The organism is Olleya sp. KKT75 (assembly GCF_055635485.1).
In genome coordinates this window covers 2522371-2544914 of record NZ_CM145759.1, presented here as the reverse complement: position 1 = coordinate 2544914, position 22544 = coordinate 2522371, and the positions used below count along the sequence as shown (strand labels likewise).

The following is a 22544-nucleotide window of genomic DNA, read 5'->3' as shown; positions in this document are numbered from 1 at the left end:
TTTATAATAATCGTAATATCGCCAAAATACTTACAAAAAAAAAGACATTGCGTTAACAATGTCTTTTTAAATACTATTTGGTGTAAAAATTACTCTTTTACTGTTTCTAACTTAGAGATTGTTGCTTTTCTTTTTTCAATCTGCTCTTTAGTACTTTTAACAGCTGCATCATGCTTTGTTAGTTTAGCTTCTATTCTTTTAAATAGGGCTTCACGTTTTGCAATTTGCTCTTCAGACACTTTACCTTCTGCTTTTTGCTGCTCTAATTTAGCTTTTGCTTGTGTTAATCTTGCTTTTCCTTCTACAATTAACGCGTCACTTCTATTAAGTTTAGCATTGCTTTTATCCATTTTAGCTTTAACCTGCTCTAAACGTTGCTTTTTATAGGCTTCTTTATCACCTTTAAAAGCTTCACGCTCTGCTTTTAGTGCTTCTCTTTTTTTGATTACACTAACACGTTTTGCCATGTTTTGCTCTTTCATTGCGCCTTTAAGTTCTGCTTTTTCTTCAGCAGTAGCGTTTTTCATTTCATCTTTTAACGCGTTACGTTTGTCTTTCAATTCGCTTTTAAGTTCAGTTCTTTCTTCTTTTAAAGCCTCACGTTTATCATTTAATTCCGCTTTACCAGCTGTCATTTCTTCTTTACGTGCTTTCATTTCGGCTTTAGCCTCAGATTTCCCCGCCTTCATTTCGGCTTTACGTGCGTCTTTTTTGGCTTTCATTTCGGCCTTTTTACCGTTTGCCTTTTGCTCTAACTTATCTTTAGTTACTTCTTGCGCTACTAAAGTATCTTGAGCACCAAACATAAATAATCCGGCACATATTACTATTACTTTTAAATGTTTCATTTTAATCTTCGTTTTCAAGTTGATCTAATTCGTGTTCTAAATCTTCAGCATCTTGATCTAATTTATCTACAATGCTATCCGTTTCTACTTCAATAGTTTCTATTTGCTCTGTTGCTTTAATAGTCGCTTCATCCTTTTTTGTGTCTCTACAAGAGGTTACTGAAAATAGCAGAACTACTAATGCTATTTTAAAAATAGTTTTCATAATACGTTTTGATTTAATGATTTATAACTTTATAATGATACGTACAAACGCACACAATTAGATTAGACCACCTAGCACTAACGGACTAATAATAGACAAAATACATATTTATAAGTTGTAATGCGTAATAATTTAAACTTTTTGTCTGAAAGACCTAAATAAATCCTTGTTTAAAAAATGAAATAAAAGCCCGTTTTTAAAATGTAAAAACTACTAAGTATTGTTATATTTGTGGTCTTAATTAGTAGATAAATGAAGATTTCTTACAACTGGATTAAACAATTTATTAAAACCGATTGGTCTCCAGAACAAACTAGCGAATTACTTACAGATTTAGGACTTGAAGTAGAAGGTTTAGACCTATACCAAAGTGTAAAAGGTGGCTTAGAAGGTGTTGTTGTTGGCGAGGTATTAACTTGCGTGCAACATAGCAATGCAGACAAGCTTAAAGTTACCACTGTTAACATTGGACAAGAGCAACCAATACAAATTGTATGTGGTGCACCAAATGTTGCTGCTGGACAAAAAGTACCTGTTGCTACTATCGGAACGACTTTATATACTGAAGAAGGTGAAGCTTGGACCATTAAAAAAGGTAAGATTAGAGGTGAAGAAAGTCACGGAATGATTTGTGCTGAGGACGAGTTAGGTCTTGGTAAATCTCATGACGGTATCCTTGTATTACCAGAAGACACGACTATTGGTACGCCTTGTGCCGATTTATTTGATGTAGAAAATGATCAGGTTTTTGAAATTGGTTTAACTCCAAACCGTGCCGATGCGATGAGTCATTTTGGTACTGCCAGAGATCTAAAAGCCGGTTTACAACAAAAAGGAATTAATGTGGAATTGATTACGCCTAGCGTTAGTGCATTTCATGTAGATAGCAGAACATTAAAAATTGATGTTGACGTCCTTAATAAAGAGTTAGCCCCAAGATATTGCGGTGTCACAATTTCTGGTTTAAAAGTAGACGAGTCTCCAGAGTGGCTAAAAAATAGAATTAAAGCGATTGGATTGTCTCCAATAAATAACGTGGTAGATGCTACTAATTATGTATTGCATGATTTAGGACAACCGTTACATGCTTTTGATGCTAATAAAGTTACCGGAAATAAAATTGAAGTAAAAACAGTATCTACAGGTACAAAATTTACAACATTAGATGGTGTGGAGCGTGAGTTACACGAAGACGATTTAATGATTTGTAATGCTGAAAAACCAATGTGTATTGCAGGTGTTTTTGGAGGAATTGATTCTGGTGTAACAGAACATACTACAAATATATTTTTAGAAAGTGCTTATTTTAATCCTGTTAGCGTTCGTAAAACTGCGAAACGTCATGGTTTAAATACAGATGCTTCTTTTAGATTTGAACGTGGTATTGATCCAAAAATTACAGAATACGCTTTAAAACGTGCAGCTTTATTAATACAAGAAATTGCTGGAGGAGAAATTACTAGCGATATTGTAGATGTATACCCGAATAAAATTGAAGATTTTCAGGTTAGATTAAGTTTTGATAAGGTGACTAAACTAATTGGTCAAGAAATCCCTACCGAAACTATAAAATCTATTCTAACCTCTTTAGATATAAAAATAAACAGCGTTACAGAAACAGGTTTAGGATTAACTATTCCTGCGTTTAGAAACGATGTAACAAGAGAAGCAGATGTTATTGAAGAAATATTAAGAGTTTTTGGATATAATAATATCGAAACAAGCTCTAAATTAAACGCTTCAATCTCTAACGCATCTAGATTTGAAGATTACAAATTACAAAACGTAGTTGGTAATCAATTAGCTGCTCAAGGTTGGTTTGAGATCATGGCAAACTCTTTAACAAGTGCTAATTACTTAGCGTTATCTGATGAGTTAAAAACGGAGCATAACGTAGAAATGCTAAACCCGTTAAGTCAGGATTTAGGTGTTATGCGTCAAAGTTTATTGTTTTCTGGATTAGAAGCTTTAAGTCATAATATTAATAGACGTCAGTCTAATTTAAAGTTTTTCGAATTTGGAAAAACGTATCACGATTACAATGGTACGCGTGAAGAATACAAACATTTATCCTTATTTATTACTGGTTTTAAAACCGAAGAAAGCTGGTCTAATGTACCACAGGCAAAAACAAATTTCTTTTTATTAAAAGGAAGCATTGCTAGTTTGCTAGAACGTTTAGGTATTACACGATACCAAGAAAGTGCTACAAAAAGCGATGTGTTTTCTGAAGGCCTACAATTAAGTATTGGTAGAGATACGCTAGTTAATTTTGGAGTTTTAAAATCTAAAATCACGAAGCATTTTGACATTACACAAGAGGTGTTTTATGCAGATTTTAAATGGGACACTATTATTGAAGTTGCAAAACGTAATAAAATTAAGTTTACAGCCATACCTAAATATCCTGAAGTAAGACGTGATTTTGCGTTACTTTTAGATGACAGTGTTACTTTTGAAAGTTTACAGACTATTGCTAAAAAAACAGAAAAGCAATTACTTAAAAGTGTTAATTTATTTGATGTGTATCAAGGTAAGAACCTGCCAAAGGGTAAAAAGAGTTATGCCTTAAGCTTTACGTTTATGGACGAGCGTCAAACATTAACAGATAAAGTAGTGGATAAAGTAATGAATAAATTACAGAATAATTTTGAGCGTCAGCTTGGAGCAGAATTAAGATAATTATGGCATCGATACTTAAAAAGAACATCACTAATTTAATATCGGGCATTATATTTTTAGCTTATGGTTTTTATAGACTGTATCAATATTTAACAATAGGTTCTGAAGTGACATCAAGTCCTATACGACTTGTAATAGCTTTGGTGTTTTTTGGATATGGTATTTATGCTATTTATACGTATTTCAAAAATTTAAAAAAAGAACAAGCGTAAACACAACAAATTATGGAATCGTTAAGAAACAATAAATACTACAATTTATTTACAGGGCTTTTACTTCTTGGTTTTGGAGGTTTTAGACTGTATCAACATTATACCGCTAATCCAACCTTAAACACGTTTAGATTAGTAATAGCGTTTGCGTCTATTGGTTATGGTATTTATGCGCTCTATAATTTTACACAATTAAAAAAACAAGAGTAAGACAATAATACAACACTTTTAAAAAGCCTTCTACTTACATGGAAGGCTTTTTTGTTTTACAAACATTTATTAGAAAACGTTACTTTTTAACAAAATCATAGCTTTTATTTATTCTAATAGTATTTGAAATAGTTGTATATTTAAGTAACCACTTAAATTATAAGCTATGACAGACTACGTAAAAATATTTGAAGGCAATTTTATTATTGTACAATTAATAAAAACCCGATTAGAAGACATAGGTATCAATCCCGTAATTAAAGATGAAAACGAATCTGGTAGATTAAGCGGATTTGCAGGTGCTAGATTACCGGAGGTTTTTGTTCACGAAAGTGAAGTAGACAAAGCTTTACCTATTATTGAATCTATAAATAACGAAACAGAAGCTTAAGACATACTGTTTTGATATAAAAAAGCCTTCCATTTTCATGGAAGGCTTTTTTTATGCGTGTTGTACTTAAAATAACTTGTAAACTATACCGTATACATTTTATCACGTAACTCTTTGATTTTTTTGTCTTGCATATAATCGTCAAAAGTAGAATATCTATCAATAACTCCGTTTGGTGTTAACTCTACTACTCTATTTGCAACAGTTTGTGCAAACTCGTGATCATGTGTTGTAAATAACATGGTCCCTTTAAAGTTTTTTAAAGAGTTGTTAAACGCTGTAATACTTTCTAAATCTAAGTGATTGGTAGGCTCGTCTAATTGTAAAACGTTAGCTCTAGTCATCATCATTCTAGATAACATACAACGTACTTTTTCTCCTCCAGATAATACGTTACATTTTTTAAGGGCTTCTTCACCACTAAAAATCATTTTACCTAAAAAGCCTCTAATATGTACTTCTTCTCTTTCTTCTTCCGTTTGTGCCCATTGACGTAACCAATCTACTAAGGTTAAATCTGAGTTTTCAAAAAAGCTACTATTATCTAATGGCAAGTAAGACTGCGTTGTTGTAACACCCCAATCAAACTTTCCTGCGTCAGCTTTTAAATTATTATTTAAAATTTCGTAAAAAGCAGTTGTTGCTCTAGAGTCTCTAGAAAATAAAACAACCTTATCTCCTTTTTGTAAATTTAAATCAATGTCTTTAAACAAGTGTTCGCCTTCTAATGTATAAGATAATCCTTCAACATTTAAAATTTGATCTCCAGCTTCTCTATCACGATCAAAAATAATAGCAGGGTAACGACGACTTGTACGTCTAATATCTTCGATATTAAGCTTATCAATCATCTTTTTTCTACTGGTAGCTTGTTTACTTTTTGCTACGTTGGCAGAAAAACGACGGATAAAATCTTCTAATTCCTTTTTCTTCTCTTCTGCTTTCTTATTTTGTTGTGCATGTTGTCTAGCTGCTAATTGAGATGACTCATACCAAAATGTATAGTTACCAGAAAAGTGGTTTATTTTTCCAAAATCGATATCACTAATATGCGTACAAACGGCATCTAAAAAGTGTCTATCGTGAGAGACTACAATAACACAATTGTCATAATTAGCTAAAAAGTTTTCTAACCATGCAATTGTTTCGTAATCCAAATCATTGGTAGGCTCATCCATAATAAGGACATCAGGATTCCCAAATAGCGCTTGTGCTAATAACACACGTACTTTTTGCTTACCATCTAAATCGCCCATTAATGTGTAATGGTACTCTTCTTTGATCCCTAAGTTAGATAACATTGCTGCAGCATCACTATCTGCATTCCAACCGTTCATTTCTTCAAATCTTACTTGAAGTTCTCCTATTCTTTCTGCGTTTTCGTCTGTATAGTCTGCATATAAGGCATCTATTTCTGTCTTAATTTTATACAGTGCTTTATTTCCTTTTAAAATCGTTTCTAAAACAGTATCCGCATCATGCTTGTTGTGATCCTGAGTTAAAACAGACATACGTTTTCCTGCTTCTAAGTGTACTTGACCAGAAGTTGGATCTTGTTGTCCAGAAATAATTTTTAAAAATGTTGACTTCCCAGCTCCATTAGCTCCAATAATTCCGTAGCAGTTTCCATTATTAAAAGTGGTACTTACTTCATCAAAAAGCACGCGCTTACCGAATTGAACTGATAAATTTGATACTGATAACATATTCTTTGTTTTAATTTTGTGCAAAAGTAGAAAATTAACACGAAATAGAAGCTATAGTTTACTCTTTAATAAGTTTTAACAACGCCTTAACACGAGAACTCTGATGCAAGGCATATTTTTGTTTTAATATGATTTGCCCTTATAAACTAATATATGTCTTTTAGACCCATAATTTATACAATACTTTGCTTTAGCGTTTTCTTTTCTTGTAAGAAAGATAAGGATATGTCAGACGATAACACTGCTTTTTTTGGAGGCGAAATCATTAACCCTAGCAGCAAGTATATCGTACTTTATAAATCGTCCACCATTATTGACACGGTTTATCTAGACAAAAAAAACAGATTTAAATATAGCTTCAATAATTTTGAACCTGGTTTATTTAGTTTTTATGATGGTAAAGAATCTCAATCTTTATTAGTACAACCAGGTGATAGTATTATGGTACGGGTAAATACTATGGAATTTGATGAGTCCTTAGTTTTTAGCGGAATTGGTGCCAAAGAAAACAACTACTTAATGGATTTGTTTTTAGAAACTGAAAAGCAAGAACAAGAAGTTTTAGAGATTAGCCAATTAGAACCTAAAGTCTTTGACAAAAAACTATGCGATATCCGACGTGATAAATTAGATAAACTAAAAACGTTTTCTATAAAATACAATACGTCTGAGTTATTTAACACGTTTGCTAAAGCGAACATAGACTACAACTATTTTTACAGTAAAGAAGCGTATCCTTTTATAAACTACGGTAAAAATGAAAGTGATATTTTTAAAACCTTACCGGATAACTTTTTTGATTTTAGAAAAGAAATAAACTACAACAACAGCACTTTAAAGGACTACAGACCATACGTGTCTTTTTTAAGATTTCATTTTAACAATATAGCATTACAAGAGCATTTTAAGCATTCCGAAGACGATACTTATAACAATCAATCACTAGATTATAATTTAGATAAGCTAACGTTAATAGACGCTAAAATAAATGACACGTTTATTAAAAACAGACTGTTATATTATAACATGATTAAGTTTATTAATGTGTCTAAAAGTGTAGACGATTATGATACACTTTTAGCTTCTTTTGAAAAAAAGAGTACTAATAAGGAACAAAAATTTAATGCAACTAGTTTAGTAAATTCATACAAACTATTAAAACCTGGACATGTAATTCCTGATTTAATGGTTTTAGATAATAATGAGCAAGTACAGCATTTAAGAGCTATCATTAAAAAACCTACGTTAATTTATTTTTGGGATGTTACGGACCGTTACCATTTAAAGGTTTGCCATGAGCGTGCTAAAGACTTAGAGAAAAAGTATCCTGAGTTTGATTTTTTAGCCATTAGCATTAACCGTATTAGTGGTAAAGAGCAAACAGAAGTATTAAAACGCAACCATTTAGGATTTACAAACGAGTATCATTTTGAAGATGCGCCAAAAGCTATTGAGCAATTGTCTATAAGACCAATTAATAAGGTGTTTATTGTAGATAAAGACGCTAAGATTATTAATCCAAAAGCGAATATGTTTGACATTACTATTGAAAACGAAATGTTATCTTTAATTAATAAGTAAGCTAATATTACCAGATAAAACATAAAAAAAAGGACTGCAAATTGCAGTCCTTTTTTTGTTATAAAGTGTTTTACTTTAGTCCTTTTTATGATCGTCTTTCACCTCTTCATCTCTGTATTTACAACAGTCATGTACAGATCCATAAGCTTCGTCTGTAGCCTTTATTGCTTTTGTGTCATGTCCAACATTAGCAACGTTTTGCTCTATGGAAGCCAGGTCCGTTTTGTTCTCATCAAAAATCAATTTTAACTCATGTGTGTCTACACTCCAAATAGCACTTTTTACACCTTTAGTTTTAAAACATGCTTTTTCGATTCTTGATTTACACATCATGCAAACTCCATCAACCTCTAAGCTAGCTCTTTTGTTTTTGTCTTGTGCAAAAGTTACTGTGGTTGCAATCATTAATAATACTAATACTAGTTTTTTCATCTTATTGGGTTTTATTGTCTTTATTTAATTTTATATCTTAATCCTGCGTAATACATACTTCCAAAAATTGGGCCATATACAAAGTTAGTATCAAAACTTGAGCCAAACGGATTGTCTGCGCTTACAATTGGATTACTTTGTCTAACATTTGTAATGTTTTCGCCACCTAAATATACTTCTAATTTTGGAGAAAATACTCGTGTCATTTGTGCATTTAAGGTTCCTATTGTCCCTGAATACTCATCTAATTGATATTGCACTGGGTTATTAAGTGTTGACGGGAAACGTTGCTGACTTAACCAATTATAGGTTACATCAAATTTCCAATTACTATTATTTTTAATTTCAGTCTCATAAGACGCATTTGCAAACACACGGTGTTTTGGTGTCAATGGTTTGGTAAGTTTACCTGTTTGGTATTGCGTTTTAACATCGTAATACTTGTAAGCCGTTCTAATATTTAAATGTTCCAACAGATTATAATTTAACTCTACCTGAAAACTATTAGCATAGCTACTACCTTCTAAATTATAAAAACTAACTTCTTGTGCATTTTCTAAATCTACCACAACTTGATTCTGAAAATCTGTACGGTAAAAATCAAACGTTACATCGGCAGCTCTTCCAAACAGGTTAAATCCTTGTAAGTAAGACACACCATAATTCCATGCAATTTCAGGATCTAAACCATAAATATTTCCAGTAGTATTTAAAATTGAAATATTACGCGATGATGCAAACAAGTTCTGGTTTTCAGTAAAAATATTGGCACTACGCTTACCACGACCTACGGAAGCTCTAAAAGCTGATTTACTCCAAGGAGAGTAACGCATGTGTAGTCTTGGTGTAATAAATTCGCCTAATAAATTATGAGAATCCACACGTAATCCAGCGGTTAGCGTAAACATTTCTAAATTATCAAAAGAATACTCAAAAAACCCTCCAAAACTACGTTCCGTTCTTGCAAAACCTTGACCGATAGCAAACTCGTCATAATCATCATAAGTATAATTTACACCCGTTTTAATTTTGTGTCTAGAATCGTCAATAATAGAGTTATAAATAACATTAGAATAAATACTGGTATGATCAATATTATATTGGTTTAAACCAAAATAAGAATCTTGTTTATGATTACTAAACGCAAATTGGACACCCACACTTTGCCAAGGTATTTCTGGGTTTACATAGCCTAACTTAGCAGATAACTCATAACGCTCCGTATCAATCTCACTTCCCCAAGCATTTGTAGTAAGCTTGTCTGTGTTAGGATCAAAATCTAATTGTCCCGATTGTTTTTGGTCATTTAAATAGCGTAAGTTAATAAAACTAACAAACCCTTTTTCTGGATTTGTATATTGCCAACGGTTCATAACATTAACCTGATTATATAAAGGCATATCCATAAAACCATCGTTATTTACATCATGCTTTTCTTGGTGTGTATTACCATGTAAATACACCCCTGTACTCCACTTATCACTAACGTTTGTATTAAAATGTGTATTTAACTCTAAACGCGTACTGCTAGCGCCATAAAGATTTACAAAAAAGGCATTATCCGTTGTAGGCTTAACTAGCTCTGCATTAATCTGACCAGCAATACTCTCAAAACCATTAACAACACTACCCGCGCCTTTTGTAATCTGAATACTTTCCACCCAAGTCCCTGGAATAAAACTTAATCCAAATGCCTGAGAAGCACCTCTGATAGACGGTATATTTTCTGTAGCAATTAAAATATAAGGACTAGATAAACCTAACATTTTTATTTGTTTGGTTCCTGTTACCGCATCGCTAAAATTAACGTCTATGGACGGATTAGTTTCAAAGCTTTCTGACAAGTTACAGCACGCTGCTTTTAATAACTCGTCACTACTTACCAACAATGTATTTTGGGCTCTTAAATAAGACCTTGATGTTGCTTTTTTTCTAGACTGCACAACGACTTCATCCAAATCGCTTGTGGGATTTAAATAATGTGTAATTGCTTTTGCAGAAGTTATAGTAAGCGTATCCGATTTAAAACCAACATAACTAATTACTAGTTGCTTATATTCTGTAGTGTATGGTAACGTAAATTGCCCATTAATATCTGTAGATGTCCCCACACTTGTGCCTAACCAAATTAGGTTAGCGCCAAATAACGGTTGCTGTTTGGTATCTGGATTAGCCTCGTGTATTACACCTGTCAATTGGGTTTGACTTACCATTATAAATGGTAAAAAGCTAAATAAAATGAATAGTTTTTTCATAATTAATTATACATTTTAATTAGCATCCAAACTGCCATGATTAACATGATGGTATTTTCTATAAATGTGGCTTTGGTCATTGGTAGTTTTAAAGCTGTACCCAAACAGGCACATTGTATTGCTTTTTTATCTAAAAGTGCTTTGGTAACGCCTATTGTGGTGATTCCTAAAATTAAAATTGTTGCGCCTAATGCAAATGGTAATTGCATGCGTGTTAAAAATAGTAATCCTAAAGCTAGCTCCAAAAAAGGATAAATAAGTCCGTACTGCGGAATTGCTTTAGCTAACGGATCGTACATTTTAAAGCTTGTAGAAAACCCTTTTAAATCTAAGAATTTAAAAAAGCTAAAAACAATATAAAATAGGCCCATAAAATCTAGCATAAAACTAGCGGTATTCCAGGGTTTATAATTTAATAATACGGCTGCTGCCGAAATATAGCCGAAGATTAAAAACAAAGGAAACAGTTGCTTCCATTGGCTTTTTACTTCAACCGAAGCTAATACGTTTGGCGCTGCTTCCGTTTTACTAATTGTAAATTTTGATGGCAACCCATCCTGAAGTTGCTGTATAGTAATAGGTTTTGACAAGTCAATCTGTGCTTCGGCTTGTTCTAAATTTACCGAAACAGCTGTAACATGTTCTATGGATTGTAACGCTTTTTCAACTGAAGCCTTACATCCATTACAGGTCATACCTGTAACATTGTATGTGTGTGTCATTATATATAATTTAATAAATAGTACCATTATAAAGGTTCCGCGTAAGCGAAACTAATAAAAGCACAATATCAAATAATATAAACATCGTGAAGGACCTGATAATCTAATATCAGATTGGGTGGTGCATAATTTTTATGCGGAATGCTTTGCTTTGGTAAACTTTTAAATAAATGTAAGTAACTATAAACAAAGGTTGTAATTATGTATTGTGTGCTAAAATCTAGATCACTAAACGTGTTAAGTTTTAATTGATCCTGTCCTTTAATAACTTGTACGGTATCACTACAACACGATTTAGTTTTTGTAGGAGTAATAGTAGTATCCGCATCTACGCCACATTTTTTAGCTTTAGTAAAAACAGCGGTATCCACTAAATGATCGCCACAGTAATGACTCTCTATGGTAAAAGATAATGTTGAAAACAACACCACTAATGCCATAACAAAAGATACGCCTTTATTTATTACTGTTTTTATCACGGTACAAAAGTACAAAATAGTTTAATTACTACTGGTATTTAAAAAAAGGTTTAACATGTATTTTAAATTCGTACAATAATTTCGGCACAATTAGTGTTAAGTTATATCTTTGACAATTAAATACCAATTTTATGAAATTTAAATTAACCATATTAGTAACGCTTATAGCCTTAACATTTAGTTTTGGGCAAGACAACAATGCCTTTAAAAGTGGCGAAAAGCTAGTGTTTTCTGCTTCTTACAACATGTCTGGTATTTTAACTGATATTGCAGAAGTTAAAATGGAAGCTAATGAGATGAAAACAAGCGCTTCCACTCTATTACATTTAAAATGTACCGCAACAACATATAGTAACTTTGATAGCTTTTTTAAAATTAGAGATTTATATGAAAGTTATGTTAGCCCAAGAACGGTAACACCATATTTATATAATAGAGAGATTAATGAAGGTGGTTATTACAAATACGTAAAGTATAAGTACAACCATAAGGCTAATTTAGTGGAGAGCTTAATTAGAAAAAAGTCGAAAAACTTTGCTTCTGGATTTTGGGATAAAAATGAAAAAGTAAAAATAAATAATGGTACAAGAGATATTGTAGCTACTATATATAAAATTAGAACTTTGGATATTAAAAAAGCGCCTATTGGAGCTTCGGACACGTTTACTGTATTGTTTGATAACAAATTGACTACATTCAGTTTTAAATTATTAGCTAAAGAAACTATAAATACTGCTTTGGGTAAAAAAGAATGTTACAAACTAGCTATTGGTGCTGCAGGTACTAACGTACTAAAAGGTAATAACTCTAATATTTTATGGTTAACTGCAGACGAAAACAAAATACCTGTATATGCTAAGTTTAAAGTAGCTATTGGTAGTGGTGAATTAAAAATTAAATCTGCAACTGGTTTAAAAAACTAATATATTATGAGAAAAACAAGTATTATTTTAGGATTGATTTTTGCTGTTATTGCTGTAGTTTTAGCCGTATTACCGTTATATAAATTAGCATTTATCCCTGCTGTTTTGGCTTTTATTTTTGGAATTATAGCCTTTTTAAAATCAAAAAAGGAAGCAAAACCAACACATGTTATTCAGGTTATATTTTTGCTAACTATTATTAGTTTAGGATTAGCAACTTACAAAACAATCTTTACTGTATCCGAAGTTGGCGACACTAAAGACTTGCAACAAACAGAAGATAAATTAAACGAAGAAGCTAAAGAAGAATTAGACGATCTTATAATTATTGACTAAGAAACGCTTACCGTTTTATTTATAGATTTATATGGCTTTTTAAGCCTATGTTAAAATGAAAAAATAAGTTGGAAACAACTTATTTTTTCTTGTATTTTTGAAAGTATAACTTTATAAATACTTTTAAATGAAATCCTTACTTTCAATAGCCTCTTTAAGTCTATTATTTATTGCTTGTGGAAGCTCACAAAAAAGCAAAACAAACAATACAAAAGTGGCCGACCCAAGTGTGTACGCTGCGACTATTACACAAGACGATTTAAAAACGGCTTTGTACACCTTTGCTTCTGATGCATTTGAAGGTAGAGAAACTGGTGCCGAAGGGCAAAAAAAAGCTATCAACTTTTTAAAAGAACATTATATCCAATATGGTGTTCCTGCTGCTAAAAAAGATGGGAATTACTTTCAAAATGTCCCTTTACAATTACAATCTAAACCGGATGTTGCTTTAACTATAAACGGTAAAGCATTAAAAAATCTTGAAGATTTTGTATCTATAAACCCAATGGAAACTAGCCAACTTCAGGCTGGGGAGATTGTAAATCTTGGTTACGGAATCCAAGATGATGCTTTTTCTAACTACGGTACTATTGATATTAAAGACAAAGTCGTGTTTTTTATTAATGGCGAACCTAAAAACGCGGACGGTACTTATGTTATCTCTGGAACTAAAGCGGCTTCTAAATGGTCAAATTTTAGAGAAGAATTTGCTTTAAAAAGAGATTTAGCACTAGAAAAAGGCGCTAAAGCTGTATTATACTACAATCCTGATGTTTTTGCTATGGCTGCCTTACGTTATGGTACTTCTAGCGGTAGAATGAGTTTGGTAAGTACTGATAAAAACATGTTTTACTTTTTAGTAAACACACAGACCGTAAAAGCATTGTTTAACAAAGATATTACTAGTTATGATACGTCTTTTAAAAACGAAACTATTACCACTACTCTAGATTTAGATTACACTAACAATTCTAAAGCATTAGCGTCAGAAAACGTAGCTGCTATTATTAGAGGAAGCGAAAAACCAGACGAATACGTCATTGTTTCTGCACATTTAGATCATGAAGGTGTTAAAAATGGCGAAGTATATAATGGTGCTGACGATGATGGATCTGGTACAGTTGCTGTTTTAGAAATTGCTGAAGCATTTGCAAAAGCTAAAAAGGATGGTCATGGTCCAAAAAGATCAATGGTATTTTTAAATGTAACTGGAGAAGAAAAAGGATTATTAGGAAGTAGACATTATACGGACAACGATCCTATTTTTCCGTTAGCTAATACTGTTGCTAACCTTAACATAGACATGATTGGACGTATTGATCCTAAACGTAAAGAAGGTGACCGTAACTACATCTATTTAATAGGTAGTGATAAATTAAGTACAGAACTGCACGAGATATCTGAAAAGGTAAACACAAAGTATACTAACGTTGAGTTAGACTATACTTATAATGACGATAACGATCCTAATCGTTTTTACTACAGATCAGACCACTATAACTTTGCTAAAAACAATATCCCAGTAATATTCTATTTTAATGGTACACATGACGACTATCACAGACCAAGTGATACACCAGACAAAATTGAGTACGATTTATTAGAAAACAGAGCACGTTTAGTCTTTTACACTGCATGGGAATTAGCCAATCGTGATGAAAGAATAAAAGTTGATAAAGGAGAATAAAACTTCCTCATATCCCGTAATATTTACGGGATATGAGGAACAAAAGTAATCATATAACTAGTTGGCAATAATTTAAAAAAAATGAGGAAATCAATATTAATATTTTTAATTATCGGACTAACCAACTGCTTTGGACAAAACCAATCATTTGAAACTGAATCTGATATTGTAACATTTTTAAATCAACGTAAAGTAAATCTATCCGAACCAATTACTTTAAAAAACGGACTATTGACTACTAAAAATATTATGATGGGATTTGATGGAAAACCTGTCTATGAAAGCGAAGTCAAAATAGACCTAAACGATATTCTTGAAATAAAAACCGAATTTTATGAAAAGACAAATATTACTGCATTAAAATTTATTTCAAACACAGACAATTCCATTCAAGAAAAACAACTGAATTCAAACGAATTTCACAAAATAAAAACATCACAAATTAATTTACGTTTTGTAAAATCAGAAACTCTTGTTGATTTATTAAGTTTTTTTAAAAAATATCATTCAGACACTAGAATTGAAAATGACATATTAAAAAATGAACAGTTTGATACATTTATCCATAACTTTTGTATAGAAAAAGAATTCCAAGTCGAGAGAATTAAATTTCCTTTAAAATTAAGTTATAGAAAGGATTTTGAGAATTATAACGCACCATTATTTGATACTATAATTTCAAAGAAAAATTGGAAACACGATGACCTATATTATGACCAAGTCGCAAGATTTCAAATATATGACAACTTTCAAAAGACATTAAAAGACACGGACGAAAGAGTAGTTCATTATAAAGGAATAGAAAACGGAAGAGATTTAGCTTATTTCTTTAAAAGAATTAACGGACTATGGTTTTTAATAGCAATTGAAAACAAGAACGATTAAAAAACTATTGCCAACAATGTATAAAAATAATTGCGGTTTAGTGCTTAATCAAAAGTAGTTGCGTGTTTGCTACGTCTGATTTTCCTTCGGAAAATCCTCGCATGCAAACCCGCAACTATTCTTATACGAGACCGTTGTGTGTAATTAAAAAAACAAAACCGTAGAAAAATGTCTGATAAGAAAAAAACAAATTGGAAAACTACTGACAATAGATTTGTTGCATTTTTAGATTTACTTGGATTTAAGGACAAAGTAATGCGAAAATCTCACGATGAGATTTATGAGGAATTAAATAAAATTGCTTCTTTAAAAAAAATGATAGAATCATCAGTTAAAGATGATTATATAATGGAAAGTTTTGGAGATGTTGATATATATATTGTTAGTTTTTCAGACTCTATCGTTTTGTTTTCTAAAAATGATAGCATAGATAATTTCGTGTTTTTCACTTTTGCTTTAAAATTGATTTTTGCATCAACAATAAAAAATAAAATTGCGCTGAAAGGTGGAATTGCACACGGAACAATAAGTTTAAATAAATCTGAACAAATATATTTTGGACAAGCAATAATCGATGCGTATATAATAGAAGAAGATGTTAATTATTTTGGAATTGTTTGCCACAATTCAATGGAAAAATTTTTAAAGGAAAATCAAGAATTAGAAATGATAAAGAATAGTTATAAATTTATTAATACACCATTAAAATGTGGACTTATTAATCATTATAATTTAGACTACTTTAATCCTTTGTTTGATGATGAACAAAAAAACAAAAGCGATAAAGTCAAAATTGAATTTATCAAAGAAATATTTGAGAGTTTTTATGAAACTGTATCTGGAAGCCCGAGAAGATATGTAGATAATTCCATTAAACTTGTTCAATCTATGTATGATAATAATCAAGTAACATTAACATCAAGTAAAATAAAATAACTACACACAACAACGTGTATAATTAATTGTTGGGTTCTCGCCTATTCGGAAAATCCTACGGATTATCCTCTGGTTCGTTTTCTTTTATTATTTTAGACCTAGCCAACACAACTAACCATACACGAACACGTTAGCAACAAGTGTGTAAATCAGCAAACTACATTTTTAACCCAAAGTTTATTGTCTATTTAAAAAGGGAAATTCAGGTTGGTACGCTCTGAAAAAAATATATTCCTTTACCACATGTTTAATCAAAAAAGACAAACATATTAATTCTGAATTTTGGCTTACCCAAAGTCGATTTTTGCATCGAAAATTTTAGTAAAAAGATTGCTTTTAGCTTTTTACAAAATAGCTAAACTCTGAGTTTGATTATAACAGAATCTAATCTTTACGGCTGAATATTATGAAAATGGATTTTCCCCGGGTTTGTTTTTAAAGACGACAACTTAGTAAACCAATGGACAAAGCTGAATTAAAAAAAATAATGAAAGCTGAATAACGAAATTAAACCAGTTGCTAACAACGCGCATAATTAATATGCTTGGTTTTTATTGTCGTGAAATTCTGCCGAATTTCAATAATGGTTAGTTTTTATTTGCTAATTTAGTGGCTTAACGTCGCATACTTATCATGCACAAACACGTTAGCAACAAGTGTGTAAATCAGCAAACTACGTTTTTAACCCAAAGTTTATTGTCTATTTAAAAAGGGAAATTCAGGTTGGTACGCTCTGAAAAAAATATATTCCTTTACCACATGTTTAATCAAAAAAGACAAACATATTAATTCTGAATTTTGGCTTACCCAAAGTCGATTTTTGCATCGAAAATTTTAGTAAAAAGATTGCTTTTAGCTTTTTACAAAATAGCTAAACTCTGAGTTTGATTATAACAGAATCTAATCTTTACGGCTGAATATTATGAAAATGGATTTTCCCCGGGTTTGTTTTTAAAGACGACAACTTAGTAAACCAATGGACAAAGCTGAATTAAAAAAAATAATGAAAGCTGAATAACGAAATTAAACCAGTTGCTAACAACGCGCATAATTAATATGCTTGGTTTTTATTGTCGTGAAATTCTGCCGAATTTCAATAATGGTTAGTTTTTATTTGCTAATTTAGTGGCTTAACGTCGCATACTTATCATGCACAAACACGTTAGCATAAATATGAAAATACACTCTAAATAAATATGAATTGTCAAAACTGTGAAAATTCAAATGTTGAAATATTTTGTTCGAATTGCGGGCAAAAAAAAATCACAAAAAGGCTTTCTCTTAATGGATTTAAAAAAAATATTTTAGATGTATTTTTAAATTATGAGAATGTGTTATTTAAAACAATTTTCAAACTAATTACGAATCCAAGAAAAGTTATAATAGACTATATTTATGGCAAACGAAAAAGCTATTTCAATCCTATCAAATTACTATTAATTGTCCTAACAATAACCGCTATTTTACCAATTGGAGAAAACCTAACTACTGGAGAAAAGCCAATAGCATTGAAAATAATAGATAGTGAGTATTTCAAATTCTTTCAAATTTTAGTATTGGTTCCATCATATAGCCTTTTCTCATATTTATTTTTTAAAAAATATAAATATAATTTTGCTGAACACTTATTGATAAATACGTATTTTCACTCAATTACATCCTTACTTTTTATCCCTGTATATTTATTAAGAATAAGTAATATTGTAAATTTTAACAGTGGAGAATTAACTTTTTTTTTAGGTTTCGTTATTATGATTTTGCTTTACGGAAATCTTTTCAGGAAGAAAATAATATTAACCATATTCAAAACTATTTTGATTATGTTAATTGGAATTTCAATTTCTATGTTCTTAATATTTTTGATGATTAAATTGATTAATTTATTTGAATAAAATACTTATGCCAACACCGTATAAAAAACATAGCTAATAAGTGCTTAATTCAAAGACTTGGTGTATTTGCTAAGTCCGCCAAATTTTTAAATTTGGCTTTTAAGTATGATAAGTTAAAAACAAAATTTAAAAATTCGGCTAAGTGCTAAATCGAAATTTATCGTATATTTATATGCTACGTTTCTTATACAAATACGTTGTAAAACATTTGAGTGAACAGAATTCCAATCGACATATCGAAATCTAAAAAAGCTGAAAAACTGATTACGAGACAATGGTTTCTTGACAAATTATTCGACTATTTGCTTCCACTAATGCTTGTTGGAATGTTTCCATTTATAGCGATAATGGAATTCAATTCGAATTTAAACAAAGACGAACCGATTGGACTTTCTCTTGCTTTTCTAATTTTTACAATGATAATTGGAGGATTGATGATTTATTCAATTTTCAATGTTTATAAATTAAAGCGGATTAAAGGAATATCGAGAGGAAAAAACTCAAATCTGATTAAAAAGATTGCGAAAAAAAATGAGTGGAATATTTCAGCGAATAATCAACAAATAGCAATAATCAATTTTTCTTGGCAAGATTCAGGAACTGATTGGGGAAAACAAATGACAATAATTTACGATGGAACTGATTTGTTAGTGAATTGTATATCGTTCGGACTTCACTCAAGTCCTTCACCTTTTCATTGGTTTGCGAATAAAAGAAAAGTGAATAAATTAACAACGGAATTTGAAAACGGAATAAAAAACGTTTTACAACAACGTATATAATTTATTGCTTGGTTCTAGCCTACTTACGAAAATCCTCGCGGATTTTCTATTCGGTTTTTATTTGTTAACTTAGTTGCTTAACCACGCAACAAACCATATACAAACACGTTGCCAAGCATAGCGGAATTCCACTCAAACTGAAAAAACAGAACTTTAAAATCACCGAAATTCTGCCGACTCAAACTCCGAAAAACTTACTGTAAACTGAATTTCACTCTGGCGGAATTCTGATCAAACGGAATTTATATAGTTTGCGGAATTTAAGCAGCTTTGTGTGAAATTCAGACTGTTGAACCTCACTCAAATCCGAATTGAAAGCGGATGAATCTATTGCCGAATTCAAACTGTTGTGTTGAATTTCACTCAAACGGAATGACATTGATTATGTGAAATAATTAGCGAAATTCCACGCGTGGCAACAACGTGCATAATTAATATGCTTGCTTTATGCGTATCGTGAAATTCTGCCGAATTTCACTAATGGTTAGTTTTTATTTATTAATTTAGTTGACTTAACAACGCATACTAAGTCATGCACAAGCACGTTACCTGCAAGCTGAACAAAATGCTGAACTACGACCAAATATATAAGATTGGAGAAACACATTCTAATCGACCATTTAGAGGGAAAATTGAGAATTTTAACTTGGCTGAACCTGAAATTTCTCGTGGAGAAAAAGAGGTTGTTGAAATAATTCCTGTTAAACACTCAATGGGTGGAAAATCTCTTTATGATATTATTTGGACAACTAATGCATTTCCACTTATCGTGAGTGAAAGAGTAATTGAATTATTTAAATCAAACGGAATTACGGGTTGGAAAACTTATAACGTTAAAATCTACTCAAAAAAGAATGAGATTATCGACCAAAAATATTATGGACTAATAATAACTGGAAGATGTGGATATCAAGATTATTCCAAAAACTCAATAATTATGGATAAAATCGGAATTATGACAGAGCCACATTCAAAAGGTTTTTATTTTAAAGATGATTATTGGGATGGTTCGGACTTGTTTATGTGTAAGCCGAATGTAAATGGAGAATCAAATATGTTTAGGTTTTGTACTCAAAAATTAGCCGATTTAATAAAAAAAGAAAAAATAAATAATCTGTCTCTTGAAAAGGTAACTGACTTTTCGTTGTCAATTTCCCTGTACGACATTAAGCTGACTGAAAAGCAGAAATTAGAAATGGAAAAATTAAAAGCCAGCAGGTAACACCGTATATAAAAAATTGCTATTTTTAGCTAAATCAAAAGGTCGTTGCACGTTTGTTACGTCTGATTTTCCTTCGGAAAATCCTCGCACACAAACACGCAACTTTCCATATACATAAACGTTAGGCAACATATGAAAAAAACATTCGGAAGTTTAATAATAATTTGTTTTTCAATTTTAAGTTGTTCTAAATCCACGAGCATATCAGCCGAAAAAAATGATGTCTCTAAATATGGATTGAAAGGAAAAGTAAAGTCTATCGAAACAAACCTATACAATTTTGAAATAAAAAATGATTCTATTTTTATAGGTCAAGGAATAAACAACTTTGAATTTGACAGCTGCTCTTTAAAAGAGTTCAACCGTATTGGAATCTTAACCTACGAGAAAACTTATGAAAGTGAATTAAATTACTTTTATGATTCATCTAAAAGACTTACCAAACTAACTGAAAAATATAATAATGAAGATTCACCATCTGTGATTTATGAGTATGATTACAATCAAAAAGACAGTCTGACAAAAGTCATTTATAAAAATGATGATTTGGAAAGAAAAACGATATTTAAAAGAGACGAAATAAACAGAAGAATTAAACGAACTGATTATGTAAGTGATACAATTCAAATGACTTTTAAAGTTGACTACGATAAATCCGGAAATATAATCAACGAAAATACTTACATACAAAAATCAAAACCATCTAAATTAATATCACGAACATATAGTGAACAAAATTTACTGTTAACTGAAAAAATCACAGAATTTCGTTCTTATGACACTTTGAATTACAAAAACATATATTTATATAACAACGACTCAAAAGTTATCGAAATCAAGAATAACTTTATTCATGAAACGGACTATACACAAGTTCTTAAAAAGTACCATTCTGATGGCTGGTTAATTGAAGAACAATGGATTCCGAAAGGTAGTAGCTCTTTTGTTGTCACTACTCAAAAATTTGATAAATATGGAAATACTATTGAATTCTCAAGATTACCAAATGACTATACAGAAAGTGATATTTGGATTAGCAAATACAAATTTGATGAAAAAGAAAATTGGATAGAAAAACAGAAATTTAAGAACGATAAACCAGTCGTTTTAGTAAAAAGAAAAATCGAATATTATTAATAAAAATACGTTGCCTAACACCGTATAAAAATAATTGCGGCTTAGTTCTTAATCAAAGGTCGTTGCGTGTTTGTAACGTCTGATTTTCCTTCGGAAAATCCTCGCATACAAACCCGCAACTATTCTTATACAATTCCGTTGCCACACATTAGATGAACGTAATAGAATTCAATAAATATTGGGAATTAAACTATCCCGAATCAAATCCAATCGGATATAAATTGAGAAGTTATTATCCAAAAAGATGGTTACGAATCCATAGTTTACCCGAATCGAAACGATATGCAGAATCGGAAGAGGAATATCAGATAATTCTAAATAGACAAAATGAACTGATTTCTAATTTAATCGGAGAAAATTCTGATATAATAATTGCAACAGGACAATATGAATGGGAAACAACTAATAAATTATCTACAGAAATAGTTGAGTATTCAAATTTTGATAAAGTAAGGACAATCGATTTGCATAAAATATACCCAGAAGAATATGACGAGAATGATTTTTTTGGTGTTTATATAACGTCTGGTGTTTGGAGAAAAAACAATAAAAATGAACTGTTAAAAAATATTGCAGATGATGAATTTCGAGCAATGTTTGTTTGTCCGAAAAGAAATTGTATTGTAGCACCTTATGATGGCGGAATGGACATAATAGTTGACACTCAAGAGAAAAGAGACGAATTAAAAACTAAATATAAAGATTGGCTTTCTGAACGTAAAGATGGAATGTAGCGGAATTAAAAACGTGTGGCAACACCGTATATAATCCATTGCTAGTTCTAGCCTACTTACGAATATTCCTGCGGAATATTCTATTCGGTTTTTATTTGCTAAATTAGTGACTTTTACACGCAACGTATCATATACAAAACCGTTGCCAAGCATAGCGGAATTCCACTCAAACTGAAAAAATAGGACTTTAAAATAACCGAATTTCTGCCGACTCAAACTCCGAAAAACTTACTGTAAACTGAATTTCACTCTTGCGGAATTCTGATCAAACGGAATTTATATAGTTT

General features: G+C 31.1%; 22 protein-coding genes. 15 read left to right on the top strand and 7 right to left on the bottom strand.

What is annotated here, in order from left to right; all coding sequences use genetic code 11:
- Positions 1-89 precede the first annotated feature (89 nt).
- Both ACZ2G2_RS11505 and ACZ2G2_RS11500 read right to left on the bottom strand, forming a co-directional pair.
- Entirely contained in the window at positions 90-848 is a 759-nt protein-coding gene (locus tag ACZ2G2_RS11505) for a hypothetical protein (RefSeq protein WP_090842029.1), read from the bottom strand.
- A gap of 1 nt (position 849) precedes the next feature.
- Positions 850-1053 (bottom strand): hypothetical protein, encoded by a 204-nt coding sequence (locus tag ACZ2G2_RS11500; RefSeq protein ID WP_090842027.1) that lies wholly within the window; start codon positions 1051-1053, stop codon positions 850-852.
- Positions 1054-1305: 252 nt separating this feature from the next.
- On the opposite strand from ACZ2G2_RS11500, the gene pheT reads away from it, so the two are divergent.
- The 4 genes from pheT to ACZ2G2_RS11480 all read left to right on the top strand — a co-directional run bounded on the left by pheT (position 1306) and on the right by ACZ2G2_RS11480 (position 4548).
- The gene (gene pheT / locus ACZ2G2_RS11495; protein WP_470392195.1) at positions 1306-3735 is read left to right on the top strand and encodes a phenylalanine--tRNA ligase subunit beta; all 2430 of its coding nucleotides are present in this window, start codon (positions 1306-1308) and stop codon (positions 3733-3735) included.
- Positions 3736-3737: 2 nt separating this feature from the next.
- On the top strand, positions 3738-3947 hold the full coding sequence (locus tag ACZ2G2_RS11490) for a hypothetical protein (RefSeq protein WP_470392193.1): 210 nt from the start codon (positions 3738-3740) through the stop codon (positions 3945-3947).
- 12 nt (positions 3948-3959) lie between these two features.
- Positions 3960-4157, top strand: coding sequence for a hypothetical protein (locus ACZ2G2_RS11485; RefSeq protein ID WP_090842020.1), 198 nt, complete (start codon positions 3960-3962; stop codon positions 4155-4157).
- A 166-nt stretch (positions 4158-4323) separates the two neighbouring features.
- Positions 4324-4548, top strand: coding sequence for a putative signal transducing protein (locus ACZ2G2_RS11480; protein WP_090842018.1), 225 nt, complete (start codon positions 4324-4326; stop codon positions 4546-4548).
- An 83-nt stretch (positions 4549-4631) separates the two neighbouring features.
- Here the strand turns inward: ACZ2G2_RS11480 and ACZ2G2_RS11475 are convergent, their stop codons facing one another.
- Positions 4632-6254: an ABC-F family ATP-binding cassette domain-containing protein gene (locus ACZ2G2_RS11475; RefSeq protein WP_470392190.1), complete on the bottom strand. Its 1623-nt coding sequence runs from the start codon at positions 6252-6254 to the stop codon at positions 4632-4634.
- A gap of 225 nt (positions 6255-6479) precedes the next feature.
- Between ACZ2G2_RS11475 and ACZ2G2_RS11470 the strand changes: the two genes are divergently transcribed.
- Entirely contained in the window at positions 6480-7835 is a 1356-nt protein-coding gene (locus tag ACZ2G2_RS11470; protein ID WP_470392188.1) for a TlpA family protein disulfide reductase, read from the top strand.
- Between the two features lie 75 nt (positions 7836-7910).
- Here ACZ2G2_RS11470 and ACZ2G2_RS11465 read toward each other — a convergent pair whose 3' ends face one another.
- From ACZ2G2_RS11465 to ACZ2G2_RS11450, 4 genes are all read right to left on the bottom strand, one after another.
- Positions 7911-8267, bottom strand: a complete 357-nt coding sequence (locus ACZ2G2_RS11465) for a heavy-metal-associated domain-containing protein (protein ID WP_470392186.1) — start codon at positions 8265-8267, stop codon at positions 7911-7913.
- Positions 8268-8287: 20 nt separating this feature from the next.
- Complete coding sequence (locus ACZ2G2_RS11460; RefSeq protein ID WP_470392185.1) at positions 8288-10522, bottom strand: TonB-dependent receptor; 2235 nt, start codon at positions 10520-10522, stop codon at positions 8288-8290.
- 2 nt (positions 10523-10524) lie between these two features.
- Positions 10525-11244: a heavy-metal-associated domain-containing protein gene (locus ACZ2G2_RS11455; protein WP_090842008.1), complete on the bottom strand. Its 720-nt coding sequence runs from the start codon at positions 11242-11244 to the stop codon at positions 10525-10527.
- A gap of 68 nt (positions 11245-11312) precedes the next feature.
- Positions 11313-11723, bottom strand: coding sequence for an HYC_CC_PP family protein (locus ACZ2G2_RS11450; RefSeq protein WP_282068296.1), 411 nt, complete (start codon positions 11721-11723; stop codon positions 11313-11315).
- A 131-nt stretch (positions 11724-11854) separates the two neighbouring features.
- On the opposite strand from ACZ2G2_RS11450, the gene ACZ2G2_RS11445 reads away from it, so the two are divergent.
- The 10 genes from ACZ2G2_RS11445 (at position 11855) to ACZ2G2_RS11400 (ending at position 22257) form a co-directional block, all read left to right on the top strand.
- The gene (locus tag ACZ2G2_RS11445; RefSeq protein ID WP_470392182.1) at positions 11855-12646 is read left to right on the top strand and encodes a DUF3108 domain-containing protein; all 792 of its coding nucleotides are present in this window, start codon (positions 11855-11857) and stop codon (positions 12644-12646) included.
- Between the two features lie 6 nt (positions 12647-12652).
- Positions 12653-12982, top strand: coding sequence for an FUSC family protein (locus ACZ2G2_RS11440; RefSeq protein WP_470392180.1), 330 nt, complete (start codon positions 12653-12655; stop codon positions 12980-12982).
- A 127-nt stretch (positions 12983-13109) separates the two neighbouring features.
- Positions 13110-14669: a M28 family peptidase gene (locus ACZ2G2_RS11435; RefSeq protein ID WP_470392178.1), complete on the top strand. Its 1560-nt coding sequence runs from the start codon at positions 13110-13112 to the stop codon at positions 14667-14669.
- Positions 14670-14750: 81 nt separating this feature from the next.
- Entirely contained in the window at positions 14751-15554 is an 804-nt protein-coding gene (locus ACZ2G2_RS11430; protein WP_470392176.1) for a DUF4348 domain-containing protein, read from the top strand.
- Between the two features lie 168 nt (positions 15555-15722).
- Positions 15723-16490 (top strand): hypothetical protein, encoded by a 768-nt coding sequence (locus ACZ2G2_RS11425; RefSeq protein WP_470392174.1) that lies wholly within the window; start codon positions 15723-15725, stop codon positions 16488-16490.
- Between the two features lie 1196 nt (positions 16491-17686).
- The gene (locus tag ACZ2G2_RS11420) at positions 17687-18382 is read left to right on the top strand and encodes a DUF3667 domain-containing protein (RefSeq protein ID WP_470392173.1); all 696 of its coding nucleotides are present in this window, start codon (positions 17687-17689) and stop codon (positions 18380-18382) included.
- A 212-nt stretch (positions 18383-18594) separates the two neighbouring features.
- A complete protein-coding gene (locus ACZ2G2_RS11415) occupies positions 18595-19164 on the top strand; it encodes a hypothetical protein (RefSeq protein ID WP_470392171.1) in 570 nt (189 codons plus the stop codon).
- A 565-nt stretch (positions 19165-19729) separates the two neighbouring features.
- Positions 19730-20386, top strand: coding sequence for a hypothetical protein (locus ACZ2G2_RS11410; RefSeq protein ID WP_470392169.1), 657 nt, complete (start codon positions 19730-19732; stop codon positions 20384-20386).
- Between the two features lie 132 nt (positions 20387-20518).
- Entirely contained in the window at positions 20519-21523 is a 1005-nt protein-coding gene (locus tag ACZ2G2_RS11405) for a hypothetical protein (protein WP_470392168.1), read from the top strand.
- Positions 21524-21675: 152 nt separating this feature from the next.
- Positions 21676-22257 (top strand): DUF3885 domain-containing protein, encoded by a 582-nt coding sequence (locus ACZ2G2_RS11400; RefSeq protein ID WP_470392167.1) that lies wholly within the window; start codon positions 21676-21678, stop codon positions 22255-22257.
- Positions 22258-22544 lie beyond the last annotated feature (287 nt).